Here is a 19290-nt window from a genome sequence, read left to right as displayed (position 1 = left end):
CAGAGGAGGAATGATGAAGACGAGGAGGATCGGCCGGACGGAGCTTGAGGTCACCGAAGTAAGCTTCGGTGGCGCGGCGCTCGGCGGCTTATATCGGACCTGCCCACGCGAGCAGGCCATGGAGACGCTGGAGGCTGCATGGGACAGCGGCATTCGCTACTTCGATGTCGCGCCGTGGTACGGCCTCGGCCTTGCGGAACGTCGATTTGGCGATTTCCTGCGTGACAAACCGGAAAAGGAGTGGGTGCTCTCGACCAAGGTCGGCCGGCTGCTTCGCCCGGTGCCGACAGGAACGGTTCCCGACTACAGTTATGTTAATCCACTCTCCTTCGACGCGGACTACGACTATTCCTACGATGGCATCATGCGCTCGGTGGAGTTCAGCTATGCCCGTCTCGGACTGAACCGGATCGATATCCTTTATGTCCACGATCTCGGTGGCTACACTCATGGTGCGGCGAAAAACGCCGCCCACCAACAGCAGTTCCTGGATACCGGCATCAAGGCGCTCGAACAACTGAAGTCCTCCGGCGCAATCAAGGCCTTTGGTCTCGGCGTCAACGAGGTTCCAGTCTGTCTCGACGTGATGCGCAATGCCGATATCGACTGCATCCTGATGGCCGGACGCTACACCCTGCTCGATCGGTCGGCGGAAGCAGAGCTTCTGCCGCTGTGCCGGCGGAAGGGAACATCACTCGTCGTCGGCGGTGTCTTCAATTCCGGCATTCTTGCGACGGGACCAGTGCCCGGCTCCCATTTCGACTACATGCCGGCAACAGAGGAGGTGCTCGCCAAGGTCGCGAGCATGGAGAAGATCGCCATCAAGCATGGCGTGCCGTTGGCCGCCCCGGCGCTGCAGTTTCCGTTTCGCGATCCGCTCGTCTCGTCCGTGCTCATCGGCACAGCGAAAGCTTCCAGCCTGAGGCGCAACATGGAACTCTTCGAGCCCGCCTTGCCGGAATCGATCTTCCCCGAATTCGACAGTCTGACGCTCGTCGCGCCGCCCCTCGGCGAAGACGCCGTACGTGTTTAAGGATCGCCCATGCTGAGAGGTATCCACCCTATCCTCAATCCCGATCTGCTGCGCGCGATCGCTCGCATGGGACACGGCGACGAAATAGTGATTGCCGACGCCAACTTTCCTTCGAGCACGATGGGGCCGGAGGTCATCCGTGCCGACGGCGTCAGCGCGACCGATATGGCCGAGGCAATCCTGACGCACTTTCCACTCGATACCTTCGTGCCAGAAACGGCCTGGCGCATGGAGGTGGTCGGCGATCCGAGGGCCGTGCCCGAGGTCTGCGCCGAATTTGAAGAAATTGTGTCGAGGCGCGCTGGCAGCTTCAAGATCGCCTCTCTGGAACGGTTCGCCTTTTATGAGCGTGCCCGCACGGCCGCCTACATCGTTGCAACGACCGAATTCCGGCTCTACGGCAACCTGATATTGAAGAAAGGCGTCGTTCACCCCGACGAGGTCTACCGCGGCTGACGGAACTTTAGGTCAGGGTTGAACATCTGTAAAAACAACTACTTGCGATAGGCAAAGAAACGACAATGGAGCCTGCGAAGCTACTTGCAATTTGATTTAGGGTCGGCTAGCTTCTGCTGAAATTGTTTTTTATCGATAAAAATCGTCCGCACGCGTTCAGCGGTACGGTTTACCTGGAGGAGAACGCACTTTGGAGGAGAACCGCATGCGCATGAAATCCATTCTTTCCCGCCGAGCCTTCACGGCTCTTGCGGGCGCCGCTGTCATTGCCACCGCAATGCCGGTGACGACGTTCGCGGCTGATGTGACGATCCCGATCATCGTCAAGGACACGACGTCCTTCTACTGGCAAATCGTTTTGGCCGGCGCTCGCAAGGCCGGCAAGGATCTCGGTGTCAACGTGCCGGAACTCGGTGCACAGGCCGAATCCGACGTTAACGGCCAGATCAGCATTCTCGAGAATGCCGTTGCCGGCAAGCCGGCAGCGATCGTAATCTCGCCGACGGAATTCAAGGCGCTCGGCAAGCCAATCGACGAAGCCGCCAAGTCCGTTCCGATCATCGGCATCGACTCGGCCGCGGACTCCAAGGCCTTCAAATCGTTCCTTACGACCGATAACGTCCAGGGCGGACGTATTGCGGCCGACGGTCTGGCCGCCGCGATCAAGGAAATGACTGGTAAGGAAGAGGGCGACGTCGTCATCCTTACCAACCTTCCGGGCGTCGGCTCGCTTGAGCAGCGCCGCGAAGGTTTTCTGGATCAGATCAAAACGAAGCATCCCGGCCTGAAGGTCGTAGCCGACAAGTACGGCGACGGCCAGGCCACGACTGGCCTCAACATGATGACCGATCTCATCACGGCTAATCCAAAGCTTGTGGGCGCCTTCGCTTCGAACCTGATCCTCGGTCAGGGTGTCGGCCAGGCGATTGCGGAGAACAAGCTCGGCGACAAGATCAAGGTCATCGCGTTTGATAGCGACGACAAGACGATTGGCTTCCTCAAGGACGGCTCGCTTGCCGGTCTCGTTGTTCAGGATCCCTACCGCATGGGTTATGACGGCGTGAAGACGGCGCTCGCCGTATCCAAGGGCGAGAAGGTCGAAGAGAAGGTCGATACCGGCGCCAACCTGGTGACCAAGGCTAACATGAGCGATCCGAAAATCGACGCTCTGTTGAACCCAAAGATCAAGTAATGATCTGATGCGGCCGCGCGGGACGAATCCCGCGCGGCCTTTCCTTCACCTGTGTTATCGTCTGAGCCAGGAGCGGACGATTGGTGGAGAGACGGAAATTTCGAGGAGGAGACGTCCATGAGTCTGGAAGAGGTCAGTCATCGCCATGATGACAGCGCCACGCTGACGGAGGCAAACCGCATACCTGCAGGTTCACCGATCCTCGAACTCAAGGGATTGCAGAAGAACTACGGCTACGTCCAGGCACTGAAGCCGGCGACGATCACCTTCCTGGCGGGCGAGATTCATGCGATTGTTGGCGAGAACGGCGCCGGCAAGTCAACACTGATCAAGCTTTTGACGGGCGTCATCACGAGAACGGCAGGCGAGATTCGCTGGTGCGGCCATCCTGTGGCCCTGGCAACTCCCAACGAGGCGATCGCGCGCGGCATCAACGCCGTCCATCAGGAGGTCGTCCTCTGCCCACACCTGACTGTGGCGGCCAACCTCTTTCTCGGCGACGAGGTCAATCAGTATGGTTTGATGCGCAAGCGCGAGATGGAGAAGATGGCGCAGGCCGTCCTCGATGATCTTGGCTTCGGACTACCCGCCGGCGTGCCGCTCGCCGACCTGACGATCGGCCAACAGCAGCTTGTCGCGACGGCGCGCGCGGCAATGCGCGGTACCCAGTTTCTAATTTTCGATGAACCGACCGCGTACCTGACCCGTCAGGAATCGGCCCAGCTTTTCAAGCTGATCCGCCGTCTGCAGGGCGAAGGCGTAACGATCGTCTACATCAGCCACCGCATGGAAGAGGTGTTCGAGCTCGCGGATCGCGTTTCGGTACTGCGTGACGGCACGCATGTAGGCACACGCACGATCGGCGAGACAAACGAGGCCGAGCTGATCGCCCTGATGATCAACCGCTCGATCGAGCAGATTTATCATAAGGAAGAAATTCCGATCGGAGATACGATCCTCGACGTGCGCGGTCTTTCCGGACCGGGCTTCGAGAATGTCTCGCTCTCGGTCAAGGCCGGACAGATAGTTGGGCTCTACGGCCTGATCGGCGCCGGACGCAGCGAATTCGCGCTCGGCCTCTTCGGCCGGGAAAAGACGACGGCTGGCGAGATCCAATGGATGGGCAAAAAAGTCGACATCACGAACGAGCGCACGGCGATGGAACTCGGCATCGCGCTTGCACCTGAGAGCCGGCGCGACCAAGGACTTTGCCTCAACCTGCCAATCGGGCTCAACATCAATCTTCCGGTCTTCAAGCGGCTGAGCAAGGGCCCCGTCATCAGCCACAGCGAAGAAACGCAGAATGCCGACCAGCAGATCCGGGACCTTGCGATCAAGACGCCCAGCAGGCGCGTCCTGGTTTCGGCCATGTCCGGCGGCAATCAACAGAAAGTCGTCATCGGCAAGTGGCTGAGCTACGGCGCGCGGCTCTTCATTTTCGACGAGCCGACTGTAGGTGTCGATGTTGGCACCAAGGCGGAAATCTACCGGCTGTTCGCCAAGCTTCTGAAACAGGGGGCCGGGATCATCCTGATCTCCTCCTATCTGCCTGAGGTTTATGAGCTTGCGGACCGGCTGCACGTGTTCCGCCGCGGCCAGCTGGTTGCGAGCCACGACTTCCACGCCGCGACACACGAAGAAGTGCTGAGCGAAGCGATCGGCGTCTGACAGAATAAGAGGGAGAGAGAACTAATGACCGCAACCCCCACCGAGGTCGCCGCACCGCCACCGCGTAAAAAGGTGAACATTCTTTTCGGCCTGACCCTAATCGGTCTGCTGGCCTTTCTTTGGATCGTCCTTGGCTTCGTCACCGCCAGTTTCTGGACGCCGCTGAACATCTCCAACCTCTTGCGCCAAGGTGCGATGACGGCGATTTTGGCTCTTGGCCAGACCTTCGTGATCATCACAGCCGGAATCGACCTTTCTGTCGGCGCGATCGTCGGCTTCACCAGCGTTATCCTTGCCTGGCTGCTGCAGGCAGGCGTACCGATCTGGGCGTCCATCCTGATAACGCTGCTGATCGGCGTCGGAATCGGCGTGTTCCATGGCTTCGGCATCGTCAAAATGGGATTGCCGCCCTTCATCATCACGCTAGCAACGTTGACGTCGCTGCGCGGTATCGGGCTCCTGATCACCAACGGCTCGACCATCAATATCGTCAACGAGCCCTTCACGAACTTCGCACGCGCAGACTTTCTCGGCATTCCGAGCCTGTTCTGGATGGTCATCCTGGTCGCAGTCCCATCCTACATCTTCCTGCATCTGAGCCGCTGGGGACGCTATCTCTTCGCTGTGGGTTCAAACCGCGAAGCGGCACGCCTCTCAGGCGTCCGGGTGAACCGCATCATCTACCTCGCCTACATTCTCTCCGCCACCTTTGCTGCCTTTGTAGGCGTCCTGCTCGCCTCGCGTATCGCGATCGGCAATGCCACGCAGGCCGACGGATGGGAACTGCAGGCGATCGCCTCCTCGGTGATCGGCGGCACCAGCCTGTTCGGCGCGGTCGGTTCAGTTCACGGGCCGCTCATCGGCGCCTTCATTCTGGCGACCATCAACAACGGCGCGAACCTGCTCAACGTCAATTCGTTCTGGCAGCGCATCATCACCGGCCTGCTGATCATCGTGATTGTCTACTTCGACCAGCTGCGCCGCCGCCGCAATCCGTAAGCTACCCGCGACATATGCAGCCGGCCCCGAGGCCGGCTTCTTCCATTTCAGGAATGCGAGACCATCATGAAAGCAGTACTCTGCCAAGAACCAGGCGTACTCGAACTCGTGGAGCGCCCTTCCCCCGGCACGCCAAAGGCCGGCTGGGTGCGGCTTGCAGTTAGCCATGTCGGCATCTGCGGCACCGATTACCACATCTTCGAAGGCAAGCATCCGTTCCTCGAATATCCGCGTGTGATGGGGCACGAAATCTCGGCGACGGTTCTGGAAGCAGCTGATGGTGTTGCCATGACGGCCGGCACCCCGGTCATCGTCAACCCGTATCTTTCGTGCGGCATCTGTGTTGCCTGCCGTCAGGGAAAACCGAACTGCTGCACCGACATCAAGGTATTGGGAGTTCATACGGATGGAGCGTTCTGCGACGAGATCAGTGTCCCTGCCGGCAATCTCTATGCTGCAAGTGGCGTGAGCATGGAGGCCGCAGCCACCACCGAGTTCCTCGCAATTGGCGCCCATGCGGTTCGCCGTTCCATGGCGCCGGCCGGATCACGCTCACTCGTTATCGGTGCTGGTCCGATCGGGCTAGGCGCCGCGATCTTCTCGCGGATTGCCGGGCATGAGGTCACATTGCTCGACACCAGTCAGGAACGACTGCGAATGGCCGCCGATCGATTTGGTTTCTCCTCGGGCATCGTTGCCGGCGAAGGTGCCTCCGAAGCTGTCAAGGCAAAGACCGACGGCGATGGTTTTGACGTGGTCTTCGATGCGACCGGCTATGGCCCGTCGATGGAGAGGGCCTTCAGCTTCGTCGCCCATGGCGGCGCGCTCGTCCTGGTGAGCGTCGTCAAGGACGATATCCGTTTCTCCGATCCGGAGTTTCACAAGCGCGAAATGATGGTAATCGGCAGCCGTAATGCGACGCGCGTGGATTTCGAACATGTCGTGGATTCGATCGTCAGGGGGTTCGTGCCTGTCGACCAGTTGATCACCCACCGCACGACGCTTGCAGACGCACCGCGCGACCTGGCACGGTGGGCTCACGAAAAGAGCGGCCTGATCAAGGCGGTTATAAAGGTCAGCGCCTAAAGTATCCGTTTTGATCAAGCCGGTTTTTGGCACCATTTTCGCTGATCTCTGATGAGAGCGTTGGCGAGAATAATGAGTTTTCGCATGATTGCGGTGATGGCGACCTTTGGTGGTTTCCTGGCTGCGATAAGGGCGTCGTATTTGGTCTTGAGGTCTGCATTGAACCGGGCTGCGACGAGAGCGGGCATATAGAGTGCCTGGCGCAGATTGGCGCGTCCACCGCAAATGAAGCGCTTGCCCTTCCAGGCTCCCGATTCACGCGGATGCGGAGCAAGGCCTGCCAGGGAGGCGACCTGTCGCTGGTCGAGCGTACCCAGTTCAGGCATTTCGGTGAGGATGACGATGGCCGTCAATGTCGAGATACCGGGAATGGATATGAGAATGTCGAAGCGGGCGGCGAGCGCCTCATCCTGCTTGACGAGCGTAATCGCTTCCTGATCGATCGCCTTAATCTGGTTTTCGATCAGCGTCAGTCGTGCCTGGTTCTGGCGGATGATGAGCTTCGAGCGCTGTACATGGCTGCGGTTCTTGAGGGCGGTGCGGTCGGTAATCAGGCTTTGACGGGCATTGATGAGTTCGCCAAGGTTTTGCAGCGATGCACTCTTTTGCGCTGTCGGCGTCACGTCGACCATGGCTGCGAAGCGGGCCAGCAGCCTTGCATCCACTCGGTCGGTCTTGGCATGGATCCCGATCACGTCGGCAAAGCGGCGCACCTTGCGCGGGTTGGCCTTGGCATAGGCAAGCCCTGCTGCCGCCAGCGCGATCTCCAACTCGCGATGGTAAGGCCCGGTCGCCTCGAAGACGATGCACTCAGGCTGATGTTTGACCAAAAGCGCCACAAGCCTGCGGCAGCCGGCCTTGGTATTGTCGAACTGAACGACGGCGACGTCATTCGAAAAGGCGAGATCGAGCGTCTCTTTAGAGATGTCGATACCGGCGAAAAATGCTATCGTCTGGGTCATCTTTTCCTGTCCTCAGCTTGTCATCCGGGTCTTGAAAACCCCGGTATCCGTTCAGGCCACATGGAAAAGAAAGGGGTGATCAAACTTTAGCTCGGCCCTTCAAAGGTCAGCGTGTCGACGATCCATCCCCTCTCATCACCGGCGGGGTCGAGCCGCCGGTGATGAAACTCAATTTGCCTGATCCGCAGGAAAATTCATAAGACAAGCGTGTCGATCACAGCGCGCATTTGACGGACGACATCGGCATCCGTCCGGTTGGTCGTCGGTGTTTCGAAGCCGAAGGCAACGGCCCGCGGATCGATGCTGTCGACCCGTGAGCTGCAGGAGGCGTGAACCTCGCTTGCGCCCGTAACCCTCAGTATGTCGCCCACGTTGCCGGGACGCACGCCGCTGCCGGGCATGATCGAGATGCGGCCGGCCGCGTTGCGGGAGAGACGTCCCAGCATCTCCAAACCATCGATCGCTTTCGGCATACAGCCGGACGTCAGAATGCGCTCGCAGCCAAGATCGATCGCCTGCTCCAGCGCTGCATCAGCATCAGGGACGAGATCGAAGGCGCGGTGAAGGGTCGATCCAAGGCCCTTGGCGCGCGCCTTTAGTCGGCTGATCAGCGATACATCCAGCGTACCATCCATTCGATTGGCGCCGACGACAACGCCGGCGAGCCCAAAAGCGCGTACGGCATCGATATCGGCTATCATCGCCTCTTCGTCCGCCTCATCGAACACGAAGGGGCCTGCGTGCGGCCGGATCATCGCATAGACAGGAATGGGTGCGGCAGCCGCAGCCTTCATCAGGCCAGCAACCGGCGTCAGTCCGCCAAGCTCCAGAGCAGAGCAGAGTTCGATACGGCCGGCACCTCCGGCGATAGCGGCTGCAAGGCCCTGTGGGCTGTCCACGCATACTTCCAGCAAAACGCTCACGTTCGATCCTCCTGTCGGCCGTTGTCTCTTTAATCGAAGGCGCTCTCTTGCGCGACGGGTGTGGCTATTAATTTGGCAACGGCATCGATGATCATGGCGCTTGCGTCAGCTGAGGCTTTCCGATGGTTGAACGCAACGTGATAGGACATCGGAACGTATTCATCGAGTTCGACGATCCGAACCTTATCGGCAATAGGTACGGCGCTGACGCGGCCAAGAAAAGAGATGTAGCCGTGATTGGCCACGAGATCGACGATGACCGGCAGCGAGTCAGCCGCGGTGATATCCTGGTTTCGGTAGCGGCGATTGTTGGCGCGCTCATGGCTTAGGGCCATCGTGGCGTGCCCGAGGCCGGTTCGGGAACTCGGCGTGCAGATCGCATGACTTTCGACGAGCTCGGTTACTGTCTGCTCGCGACTTTGCAGTGGTGCGATGAGTACCATGTTCGTCTGCAGCAATTCACGGTGCCGGAATCGCTCGAGCCCGAAGACGGAATCGAGAATTGCAACGTCAATCCGGCCGGCCTTGAGAGCTTCGCGCAGGTCATCCGCCGTCATCAACACCAGCGAGATCGCGTTTTTGCTGCGGCTGGCATTCCACTCGGCAGCCAACGTGCCGAGGCATCGCGCCACCCAGCTTTCCGATCCTGTTGGAATGATCGAACCGATGCGTAGCGCCCGCGCCGCGCGCTGATAGCGTTCGTCTGCGGATGCCTTCAGGTCGTTCCATCCCTGGGTGATGGCCTGGAAGATGGCATAGATCTCACTCCCCCGATCGGTGAGCGCGGAGCCCTGAGGTTGCCGCTCGAACAGACGGTGACCGAGCGCCTTCTCCAAAGTCGCGATCTGGAGCGAAAGCTGTGGCTGACCAAGCTTTAGCCGCCGTGCCGCCCGGTTGATACTGCCCTGGTCTGCGACTTCGAGAAATCGCTCCATCGTGGCGATCTTGATCGAGAGGCGCGATGGCTCGGCGTTTTTTATCCATCCCGCCAGTGTCTCGGCAGACCGCACGATCGGCAGGAGCTTTTCACGGACGTCGTCGCTGGCAAGCAGTGTCGCGAGCTCGCCGGAACTGCGTTCTGTCAGCTTCAGTGCCAGCTCGGTTTCAAGATTACGGACTGCCGTCGAAACCGTTGATGCTGCGAGTGAAAGGGCGCGTGCTGTCACCCTCACCGAGCCTGATGACAACACCTGGCTAGCAACAAACAACGTGCCGAGCTGCAACTGCGTTCTCCATAACGATATGAAAAATCGAACGATATGATGTGTTCGCCAAAAAAGATATCCCTGCCGCAAAATCGGAAAGCTATCCTCCTGCCAAGTACAAAACCGGGCGTGGCAGTAGAACCACGGAAAGAGCACCGGACATCTGCGGAAACGCGCAAGGGAACAAAAACAAATCGCCGCGGCGATAGAAAAGGAAATGCATTTTCGCGCAAGCGTCTGCATTCACCGCCATAATCACGCCGCGACCGCAAAACTGGAGAGGCTTGCATCGATTTTTTCAACGCGAACGCTATTTCCATCACGCACGTATTTCCGGCACCATCGCAGCGAGACTGCTTTCGCCGGCAATTTTATACGCGGGAGCCTTCCGCCGGGGGCTTTGCGCGCATTCAAACGGTGTAAATCAAGGGGACAATCCATGCTGAAGAATTTCGCTCTCGCCGTTTCGCTTGCCGCCTTTGCGGCAGGCACGGCCCATGCCGCCGACGTCGTGGTTTCATCGAAGATCGATACGGAAGGCACGCTGCTTGGCAACGTAATCGTGCTGGCGCTCAATGCAAACGGCATCAAGACGCAGGACCGCGTTGCGCTCGGTACGACGCCGGTTCTTCGCAAGGCGATCACTGCCGGCGAAATCGATATCTATCCGGAATACACCGGCAATGCCGGCTTCTTCTTCAACAAGGCCGATGACGCGGCCTGGAAGAACCTCCAAAAGGGCTACGATCTCGCAAAGAAACTCGACTACGATGCCAACAAGATCGTCTGGCTAACGCCAGCACCGGCCAACAACACCTGGGCTCTTGCCGTGCGCAATGATGTCGCCGGCCCGAACAAGCTGAAGACCATGTCGGATTTCGGCAAGTGGGTTGCCGGCGGCGGCCCCGTAAAGCTCGTAGCTTCCGCCGAGTTCATCAATTCGGCCGGCGCGCTTCCCGCGTTCCAGACGACCTACGGCTTCACGCTGAAGCCGGACCAGGAAATCGTTCTTTCCGGCGGTGATACCGCCGCGACCATCAAGGCTGCCGCCGAGCAGACAAATGGTGCCAACACCGCCATGGTCTATGGCACTGATGGTGCAATCCAAGCCGCCGAACTGACCGTTCTCGAGGACGACAAGAACGTGCAGCAGGTCTATGCACCAACCGCGATCATCCGCGAGGAAGTGTTGAAGGCAAACCCGAAGATCGAGGAAATCCTCGCACCAATCTTCAAGAGCCTCAGCGCCGATGAACTACGCAAGCTGAATGGCAAGATCCAGGTGGATGGTGAACCGGCGAAATCCGTTGCCGAGGGCTACCTGAAGGAAAAAGGCTTCCTGAAATAATCTCGTCGCCTGATGCTCCGCCCCCCACGGCGGAGCATCTTATCGACCGGACAGGGATGGATCGATGGAAGAAACCTTAGCGGTCCGAAAGCTGGACCGGCTTGGCGTGGTGCTGGTGACGTCCGGCGTCGTCGCGACTGCGCTCCTGCCCTTCATCTATGTGAAGGCAAACCGTATCGCCGCCGGAAAACCCATGGTGTTGACGCAGCTTCTGAACCAGCCCTCCGCCGTCATCCTGACAATCCTCCTCGTCGTCACCGCCCTGGCCGTGCTTTTCCTGCAAAATGCGCTGTTGCGGCTGGTGATTGCCACCCTGTGCATTGGGGCATTGCTTGCGACGATCGGGCTTGCGGCAGCTGCATTCACACCGCCAAACAGCAATGCCGCGCGTATGACGCCGGGCGGTGGATTCTGGGTGCTGTTTGCCGTAATCGGGCTCGTGGTCTCGGATGCGCTTGTGAGGATCAAGCTTACGCCGTGGATGCGCATTGCGGCACTTGCTGCCTATACCGGCCTGCTTGGCATCTTCCTGACCTCGGGTCTGCTTGACAATCTCTCGATCATGAAGGAATTCGCGACGCGGTCCGCACAATTCTGGACCGAGGCGCTGGCGCATCTGCTGCTGGCGATCGGCTCACTGGCAATCGCGATCGTCATCGGCCTGCCACTCGGCATCCTGTGTTTCTGGGTGCCGCGGTTGCGCGCGGTCGTACTGCAGGCTCTAAGCCTAATCCAGACAATCCCGAGCCTTGCCCTCTTTGGCATTCTGATGCTGCCGCTCGGCTATCTCGCGACCCATGTTCCGGCAGCTGCCTCAATCGGTATTCGCGGTATCGGCGCGGCTCCCGCATTGATCGCCCTCATCCTCTATTCGCTGCTGCCGATCGTCGCCAACACGGTTGTCGGGCTCCAGGGGGTTGATCCTTCTGTCCGCGACGCCGCAGCAGGGATGGGCTTGACGCGCCGTCAGATCCTCACGGGTATCGACCTGCCGCTTGCCTTTCCCGTCATTCTCACCGGCATTCGGATCGTCCTCGTGCAGGCGATCGGCCTGGTGACGGTAGCGGCGCTGATCGGCGGGGGCGGTTTTGGCATCTTCATCTTCCAGGGTCTCGGCCAGACGGCCATGGACCTCGTTCTGCTCGGCGCCGTGCCGACCGTCTTCTTCGCCTTCTCTTCGGCCGTCATCCTCGATGCGGTCATCGACAGCATACGAGGATCCGCCGCATGAGCATGATCGAAATCAGGAATGTTACCAAACGCTACGGTCCGACCGCCGTCGTCGACAACGTCTCGATGGATGTGGAAAAGGGCTCGATCACAGTCGTTGTCGGCACCTCGGGCTCGGGTAAATCGACGCTGATGCGGATGATCAACCGTCTCGTTCCGATCACGTCGGGTGAGATTTTCGTCGGCGGCCAGAACATCATGGACGTGCCGGTTACGGAGCTGCGCCGCAAGATCGGCTATGCTATCCAGGGGCACGGCCTTTTTCCCCATCGGACCGTCGCGCAGAACATCGCAACGGTGCCGCAGCTTCTCGGCTGGGATACGACAAAGATCAAAGGCCGCGTCGCGGAACTGCTGGGCCTCTTCAACCTCGATCCCGCGACCTTTGCCGAGAAATATCCGCACCAGCTCTCGGGCGGCCAGCAGCAACGCGTCGGGGTTGCTAGAGCGCTGGCGGCCGAACCGGAACTGCTGTTGATGGACGAGCCATTCGGTGCGCTCGATCCTGTCATCCGCGGCAAGGCCCAGGACGATCTTTTGGCGATCCAGAAGCAGTTCGGTACGACGGTCGTCCTCGTCACCCACGATATGGACGAGGCCTTCCACCTCGGCAACCAGATCGTTGTGATGAGCGCCGGCAAGGTCTTGCAGTGCTCAACCCCGGAAAAAATCCTGACCGAACCGACCGATCCCTTCGTGCAGCAGCTGACTGGCACCTCCGACCGAGCGCTAAAGCTGATGTCGCTGCTGCCGCTGAAGGAAAGCATGGAGCCAGCAAAGTCAGGCCTGACCTACGCATTGCCGCAGACGCTCAGCCTGCGCGACGCGCTTGCTGAAATGATCTGGCAGGGGGTCGGAGAAGCCGCCGTTCAGGACGCCAGCAATGTACCGGTCGGCTCGATCTCGATGACGCGGTTGCTTCAACTAGGCCGCAAGGCATGAAGCTCGTCTCTGCGAACCTTTTCCGCATTGCCGCGTTGGGGCTGCTTTTGATGCTCTTGTTTAAGACGGAGTGGCTGTCCTTCCTCCTCGTACCGTTGACCAGCAACAATGCGCCTGCCGTCTACACCCAAAACAGCCTTCCGCAGCTTGCCGCCTCGCATCTCCTACTTGTGGCAATCTCGATCATCGGCAGCGCCTTTCTTGCGATCCTGGGCGGCATTTTCGTCACCCGCAAGAGCGGCGAGGACTTCCTGCCGTTGTCGCGGGCGATCGCCAATGCCGGCCAGACCTTTCCCCCGGTGGCGGTGCTCGCCCTTGCGGTGCCCGCAACCGGCTTCGGCGCAGGACCGACGTTGATCGCACTTTTTCTCTATGGTCTGCTGCCAATTTTCGAGAATACCGTCTCCGGTCTCAAGCAAGTTTCTCCCTCAGTGCTCGACGCCGCCGACGGCATGGGCATGAATGGCACGCAACGGCTCTTTCAGGTTGAATTGCCGCTTGCCCTGCCGCTGATCCTCGAAGGCTTGAAGGTTGCGACCGTCATCAACATTGGCACCGCAACGATCGGTTCGACGGTGGCCGCCAAAGGACTGGGTGAAGTCATTATTGCCGGGCTGATTTCGGACAACACCGCCTTCATCCTGCAAGGCGGCCTGATCGTCGGCCTGATGGCGGTGCTGATCTACGATGCAATGGGGTTGATTGAAAACGCCGTTACGCAAAGAATTGGCTTGCGCCCGGCATAAGTCGACGGCTACCAACGCTGCCGTGATATCGGCAATGGGAGGCAGCCTTGGCCAAAATGATTCACTCCATGATCCGCGTTCTCGACGAGGCGCGCTCGGTCGAGTTCTACAGCACGGTCTTCGGCCTCAAGGTTGCCGATCGTATCGACTTCGACACTTTCACCCTGATCTATATGAGCAATGACGAGACCGGCTTCGAACTGGAGTTGACTGTCAACAAGGGTCGCGTCGAGCCCTACGATCTTGGCAATGGCTACGGGCATCTGGCCCTTTCCGTCCGGGAAGTGGAGGTCGAACACAAGCGTCTAACGCAAGCGGGTCTGAACCCCGGCAAGATCGTCGAGCTCAATCGCGACGGCAAGCTGCTCGCTCTATTTTTCTTCATTACCGATCCCGACGGCTACAAAATCGAAGTCCTGCAGCGCCACGGCCGTTATCTCTAAGAGCTTTCCATGATCGAAAAGACCGAACTCAGCCGGGGCTGGACACTTTCCTGCAACGTTACAGGAGGACGCGAGCTGCCGGCGGAAATTCCAGCACAGGTGCCCGGCTGCGTACATCTCGACCTTCTCGCCAACAGCCTGATCCCGGATCCCTATCTCGACGTCAACGAGATCACCAACGACTGGATCGGCAAGGAAGACTGGACCTACCGCTGCAGCTTCGATGCATCGCCGGAAGCCGGAAAGGTGCAAGAGCTGGTGTTCGAGGGCCTCGATACAGTCGCGACGATCGTGCTGAACGGCGAGGAACTTAGCCGAACCTTCAACATGCACCGCACCTACCGCTTCGACGTATCAGCGCGGCTGAAACAAGGTCCGAACGAGCTCGTCGTGACCTTCCGCTCGCCTTACGCGTACGGCGCCGAGATCGAGGCCCATTACGGCTATCGGCCGAACAACTATCCAGGCCCCGGCAACTTGATGCGCAAAATGGCCTGTAATTTCGGCTGGGATTGGGGTCCGACGCTGGTGACATCGGGGATCTGGAAACCGGTGCGGCTGGAAAGTTGGGAGCGGGCACGGTTTGCGGAGACGCGGGTTTCGGCAAAGCTTGCCGGCGCCGACGGGCTAGTGACGGTGCGCGCGCGCATCGAGCGCCACAGCGGCACGGATGCGAAGATCGTTGCGAGCATCGCCGGCATCAGCCATGTCGCAAAGATCGCGGAGGGAGCCGATGAGGTCGAGTTCCGGCTGAGGGTTCCGGCGCCGCAGATCTGGTGGCCACACCATCTTGGCGCGCAACCGCTCTACCCGCTGCAGATAGAATTGCGAGATAACGTAAGCGGTGACTTACTGGATAACTACACTAGACAGATCGGATTCCGCTCCGTCAGGCTTGACACCGCGCCCGACGAGCACGGCTCGGCCTTCACCTTCATTATCAACGACGTGCCGCTCTTCCTCTGCGGCGCGAACTGGATTCCGGACGACTGCTTTCCGCCCCGAGTGACGGGCGAACGCTACGTTTCCCGGATCGAGGAGGCGAAGGCTGCGAACATCAATCTGCTGCGCGTCTGGGGCGGCGGCATCTTCGAGCGCGACGAGTTCTATGAGACGTGCGATCGCCAGGGGATGCTCGTCTGGCAGGACTTCCTGTTTGCCTGCGCCTCCTATCCGGAAGAAGAGCCCTTGCGCAGCGAGGTCGAAGCAGAGGTACGCGACAACGTCGTCCGGCTGATGCCGCATCCGTCGTTGATCGTCTGGAACGGCAACAACGAGAACATTTGGGGCTTCGACGAGTGGGGCTGGCGGCCGATCATCAAGGAGGGCGTAAGCTGGGGGCTCGGCTACTATCTCGATGTTCTGCCGAAACTTTGCGCCGAACTCGACCCGGATCGGCCCTACTATCCAGGCAGCCCATATTCGGGGACGATGGAGATCGAGCCCAATGCGGATGGGCACGGCTGCAAGCACATCTGGGACGTCTGGAACGACGTGGGCTACGAGATCTATCGCAACTACATCCCGCGCTTCTGCTCCGAATTCGGGTGGCAGGCGCCTCCGAACTGGGCGACGATCGAGGAAACTGTACATGACACGCCACTGACGCCGGTTTCGAACGGCGTGTTCCATCATCAGAAGGCGACGCAGGGCAATGACAAACTCCTGCGCGGCCTCGTCGGGCATCTGCCAGTACCACGGACGATGGACGACTGGCACTTCGCCACGCAGCTCAATCAGGCGCGTGCGATCCGCTTCGCGATCGAGCACATGCGCTCTCATCGCGACATCTGCAAGGGCGCTGTCGTTTGGCAGTTCAACGATTGCTGGCCGGTAACGTCCTGGGCGGCACTCGATTCGGCGGGACGGCGCAAACCGCTCTGGTACGCGATGCAACAGGCATTCGATCCGAGGCTTTTGACGATCCAGCCGCGTAACGGCGGTCTGACGGCAGTCGCCGTCAACGAGCGCACTCTGTTCTGGCGGGCGAAGATATCAGGCAAGCGGCTGCGGCTTGACGGAACGGTGCTTGCCGAATTCGAGTTCTGGCGGCTGCTATGTGACCGTTTCGAGGCGAAGGAATTTCCGCTACCGGCGGATATCGCAACTCCAGACAGCGCAAACGATGAGGTCATCGTCGTGCAGATGCTCGACCGGCGTGCATTCCACTACTTTATCGAGGACATCCATCTGAAACTTCCGGCGCCGCGTGCGTTGATTGAACTTAGCGCCACGACGGATGGATATGTTGTGAAGGTGACGGCCGAGACGTTGTTGAAAGACCTTTGCCTGATGGCCGACCGGCTCGATCCGGCAGCCGTCGTTGATTCCATGCTGGTAACGCTGCTTCCGGGGGAAACTCACGTGTTCGCGCTACGGACCGCAAAAGCGTTATCGGTTGGGGATATCAGCATTGGTACCGTACTGCGCTCGGCCAACGATCTCTTCGCCCAAAACTGAAAAGGCCCCATCAGCGACGGGGCCCATCCAGGTCGTTTTACCACGCCGAAGCGCAAGGAAGAAACGCCTGCGGCGCAGCGCATATGCACGCGATTAACCGCGCGCATGCGGACGACGTTACATCCAGTAGGGAGGCACGCCGTAGTAATCATACACGCGGCGGCCATTATCGTTGTACCAGCTGTCGTCATCGTCCGCATAGCTCGGAGCGCCTTCGATCTGCTCCTTCGTCAAGTCGATGCGGTACCCATCGAGCTGGGTATCATATGTCAGCTTTTCCCACGGCAGCGGATAATGATCGTGGCCCATCCCCAAGAAGCCGCCGAACTCGAGCACGGCGTAGGCGACGCGGCCGTCCCGTTTGCCGATGATCAATCGCTCGATCGATCCGATATGCTTGCCGTCAGCTCCATATACCCGAGTGCCTTCCACGCGGTCGCTGGCAATCAACGTCGGTGTGTCCTTCACGTTCGGGTCGCGGCGGTTCTGGTCAGCGTCCTGATGCAACATCATGCACCTCCTTTTTGTTTTCTCGTGGTTGTTCCACGGATAAAAACGTCGCCTCGAACTCGATGTTCCCAATTCAGTCCCAACAACTGGCCACGAGGTATGATTGACGTTTACGTTAAGGTTAGTGTAACGCTATTCTCGGCTTGAACCATTCAGGCGATGACATAAGCTGCCGCGTTGGAAGATGGAGGATCGTCCAATCGGCTTCGCCGGTGGACCGGCGGGCAGCGACAGGGAGAGAGACAAGATGAACAGCATTTCCGTCCATCAAGGCGGCGCAAACTCCGAGAAGCCCTGGCTTGCGACCTATCCTGACAGTGTGCCGGCGGAGCTTCCTCCGCTGGAATATGAATCACTGGCGGAATTGCTCGAGAAATCCTGCACGCGCTATGCCAACCGCACCGCATTCTCCAGCATGGGAAAGGCGCTGACCTACCGCGAGCTCGAAAGCCACACGCGCAAGATTGCAGCGTGGCTGCAAAGCATCGGCCTTCAGAAAGGCGACCGTGTCGCCGTGATGATGCCGAATGTGTTGCAGAACCCCATTGCTGTCTACGGCATTCTACGCGCCGGTTTTGTGGTGGTGAACGTCAATCCGCTCTACACCCCCCGCGAACTCGAGCATCAGCTGCGCGACTCCGGCGCCAAGGCTATCTTCGTGCTGGAGAATTTCGCCCGCACTGTCGAGCAGGTACTGGTCAAGACTGACGTGCGGCATGTGGTCGTCACCTCGCTCGGCGAAATGCTGGGTGCCAAGGGACTGATTGTCAATCTCCTCGTGCGCAGGGTGAAGAAGCTCGTTCCGTCCTGGTCCATCCCGCAGCACAAGACTTTCAAGCAGGTGCTCGGCGAAGGAGCGGGCAAGGCGCCGAAGCCCGCGGACCTCAAGCAAGACGACATTGCCTTCCTGCAATACACCGGGGGTACGACGGGTATCGCCAAGGGTGCTATCCTCACCCACAAGAATCTCTTGTCCAACAAGCTGCAGCTGGAACTCTGGCTGCGATCGGCCTTCGACAAGAAGCCGCGCCCAGATGTTCTTAACTTCCTTTGTGCCCTGCCGCTCTATCACATCTTCGCGCTCACGGTGAATTCGCTGATGGGCATGTCGCTCGGCGCGCACAACATCCTCATCGCCAACCCGCGCGACATCCCGGCGCTCGTCAAAGAGTTCGGCAAGATCAAGGTCCACATCTTCCCCGGCCTCAATACGCTCTTTAACGCGTTATTGAACAATGCCGATTTCGCCAAGGTCGACTTTTCCTCCATGGTGATGTCGCTTGGTGGCGGCATGGCGGTCCAGCGGCCGGTCGCCGAGCGTTGGATGAAGATCACCGGCTCCCACATCACCGAAGGCTATGGTCTCTCCGAGACTTCGCCAGTGGCGACGGCAAATCGCTTCGACTCTGCAGAGTTCACCGGGTCGATTGGCTTGCCGATCCCATCCACCGAGCTCGACATTCGTGACGAGGACGGCAATTCGCTTCCGCTTGGCGAGATCGGTGAGATCTGCATACGTGGTCCGCAGGTGATGGCCGGCTACTGGAACAAGCCTGAAGAGACCGCTCGGGTGATGACGCCGGACGGCTATTTCCGCAGTGGCGACATGGGTTTCATGGATACGCGCGGCTACACCAAGATAGTCGACCGGAAGAAGGACATGATCCTCGTGTCCGGCTTCAATGTCTATCCGAATGAAATCGAGGAAGTGGCGGCGATGCATCCGGGCATTCTCGAGGCCGCGGCTGTCGGCATTGCCGACGGGCACTCAGGCGAGGCCGTCAAGCTCTTCGTGGTGCGCAAGGACCCGGCACTGACAGAGGCCGACGTAAAGGCGCATTGCGCCGCAAATCTCACAAATTACAAACGTCCGCGTTTCGTGGAATTCCGCACCGAATTGCCGAAGACGCCAGTCGGAAAAATCCTGCGCAAGGATCTCCGGGGCTGAGTTTGGCGGTTGCGTGAAATGACGAGCCATCCGTTTTTGCGCGGGTGGCTTTTTTGCATCTCGAGAGGTCGCCGAACTTGATTTGCGCCCTACAAAGCGAATAGTTTCCGCGACCCTCTCGCCCTGCAAAGGAGCCTGC

The 19290-nt window shown here is 59.4% G+C and carries 17 protein-coding genes; 13 read left to right on the top strand and 4 right to left on the bottom strand.

Annotation, left to right across the window (positions count from 1 at the left end):
- Window positions 1-13 precede the first annotated feature (13 nt).
- From BN77_RS06545 to BN77_RS06520, 6 genes are all read left to right on the top strand, one after another.
- The gene (locus BN77_RS06545; RefSeq protein WP_007529741.1) at window positions 14-1033 is read left to right on the top strand and encodes an aldo/keto reductase; all 1020 of its coding nucleotides are present in this window, start codon (window positions 14-16) and stop codon (window positions 1031-1033) included.
- 9 nt (window positions 1034-1042) lie between these two features.
- Window positions 1043-1489 (top strand): RbsD/FucU family protein, encoded by a 447-nt coding sequence (locus BN77_RS06540; RefSeq protein WP_007529739.1) that lies wholly within the window; start codon window positions 1043-1045, stop codon window positions 1487-1489.
- A gap of 205 nt (window positions 1490-1694) precedes the next feature.
- Complete coding sequence (locus BN77_RS06535) at window positions 1695-2681, top strand: ABC transporter substrate-binding protein (protein WP_040676812.1); 987 nt, start codon at window positions 1695-1697, stop codon at window positions 2679-2681.
- 117 nt (window positions 2682-2798) lie between these two features.
- Window positions 2799-4349 carry a sugar ABC transporter ATP-binding protein gene (locus BN77_RS06530; protein WP_007529736.1) on the top strand — a complete coding sequence of 517 codons (1551 nt, stop codon included), beginning with the start codon at window positions 2799-2801 and terminating at the stop codon, window positions 4347-4349.
- A gap of 24 nt (window positions 4350-4373) precedes the next feature.
- Window positions 4374-5348, top strand: a complete 975-nt coding sequence (locus tag BN77_RS06525; RefSeq protein WP_007529735.1) for an ABC transporter permease — start codon at window positions 4374-4376, stop codon at window positions 5346-5348.
- Window positions 5349-5414: 66 nt separating this feature from the next.
- Window positions 5415-6434: a zinc-binding alcohol dehydrogenase family protein gene (locus tag BN77_RS06520; protein ID WP_007529734.1), complete on the top strand. Its 1020-nt coding sequence runs from the start codon at window positions 5415-5417 to the stop codon at window positions 6432-6434.
- Window positions 6435-6448: 14 nt separating this feature from the next.
- On the opposite strand, the gene BN77_RS06515 is transcribed toward BN77_RS06520, so the two are convergent.
- The 3 genes from BN77_RS06515 to BN77_RS06505 all read right to left on the bottom strand — a co-directional run bounded on the left by BN77_RS06515 (window position 6449) and on the right by BN77_RS06505 (window position 9542).
- On the bottom strand, window positions 6449-7396 hold the full coding sequence (locus BN77_RS06515; protein ID WP_007529732.1) for an IS110 family transposase: 948 nt from the start codon (window positions 7394-7396) through the stop codon (window positions 6449-6451).
- A 194-nt stretch (window positions 7397-7590) separates the two neighbouring features.
- Complete coding sequence (locus tag BN77_RS06510) at window positions 7591-8319, bottom strand: copper homeostasis protein CutC (RefSeq protein ID WP_007529730.1); 729 nt, start codon at window positions 8317-8319, stop codon at window positions 7591-7593.
- Between the two features lie 29 nt (window positions 8320-8348).
- Window positions 8349-9542, bottom strand: coding sequence for a LysR family transcriptional regulator (locus BN77_RS06505; RefSeq protein WP_007529728.1), 1194 nt, complete (start codon window positions 9540-9542; stop codon window positions 8349-8351).
- A 421-nt stretch (window positions 9543-9963) separates the two neighbouring features.
- Here BN77_RS06505 and osmF point away from each other — a divergent pair, with 421 nt between their 5' ends.
- The 6 genes from osmF to BN77_RS06475 all read left to right on the top strand — a co-directional run bounded on the left by osmF (window position 9964) and on the right by BN77_RS06475 (window position 16693).
- Window positions 9964-10872, top strand: coding sequence for a glycine betaine ABC transporter substrate-binding protein OsmF (gene osmF, locus BN77_RS06500; protein ID WP_007529727.1), 909 nt, complete (start codon window positions 9964-9966; stop codon window positions 10870-10872).
- Between the two features lie 64 nt (window positions 10873-10936).
- A complete protein-coding gene (locus tag BN77_RS06495; RefSeq protein ID WP_007529726.1) occupies window positions 10937-12103 on the top strand; it encodes an ABC transporter permease in 1167 nt (388 codons plus the stop codon).
- A complete protein-coding gene (locus BN77_RS06490; protein WP_007529725.1) occupies window positions 12100-13044 on the top strand; it encodes an ABC transporter ATP-binding protein in 945 nt (314 codons plus the stop codon). The genes BN77_RS06495 and BN77_RS06490 overlap by 4 nt, the downstream gene beginning before the upstream one ends.
- Entirely contained in the window at window positions 13041-13790 is a 750-nt protein-coding gene (locus BN77_RS06485) for an ABC transporter permease (RefSeq protein WP_007529724.1), read from the top strand. Before BN77_RS06490 ends, BN77_RS06485 begins: the two co-directional genes overlap by 4 nt.
- Window positions 13791-13837: 47 nt before the next feature.
- Window positions 13838-14233 carry a VOC family protein gene (locus tag BN77_RS06480; RefSeq protein ID WP_007529723.1) on the top strand — a complete coding sequence of 132 codons (396 nt, stop codon included), beginning with the start codon at window positions 13838-13840 and terminating at the stop codon, window positions 14231-14233.
- Between the two features lie 9 nt (window positions 14234-14242).
- A complete protein-coding gene (locus tag BN77_RS06475) occupies window positions 14243-16693 on the top strand; it encodes a glycoside hydrolase family 2 protein (protein WP_007529722.1) in 2451 nt (816 codons plus the stop codon).
- Between the two features lie 117 nt (window positions 16694-16810).
- On the opposite strand, the gene BN77_RS06470 is transcribed toward BN77_RS06475, so the two are convergent.
- Window positions 16811-17203, bottom strand: coding sequence for a PRC-barrel domain-containing protein (locus BN77_RS06470; protein WP_007529721.1), 393 nt, complete (start codon window positions 17201-17203; stop codon window positions 16811-16813).
- 247 nt (window positions 17204-17450) lie between these two features.
- On the opposite strand from BN77_RS06470, the gene BN77_RS06465 reads away from it, so the two are divergent.
- Complete coding sequence (locus BN77_RS06465; protein WP_007529720.1) at window positions 17451-19151, top strand: long-chain fatty acid--CoA ligase; 1701 nt, start codon at window positions 17451-17453, stop codon at window positions 19149-19151.
- The last annotated feature ends 139 nt before the right edge of the window (window positions 19152-19290 follow it).

The sequence above is a fragment of the Rhizobium mesoamericanum STM3625 genome (assembly GCF_000312665.1).
Lineage (GTDB): Bacteria > Pseudomonadota > Alphaproteobacteria > Rhizobiales > Rhizobiaceae > Rhizobium > Rhizobium mesoamericanum.
This window is presented reverse-complemented; position numbering and strand designations above follow the sequence as displayed.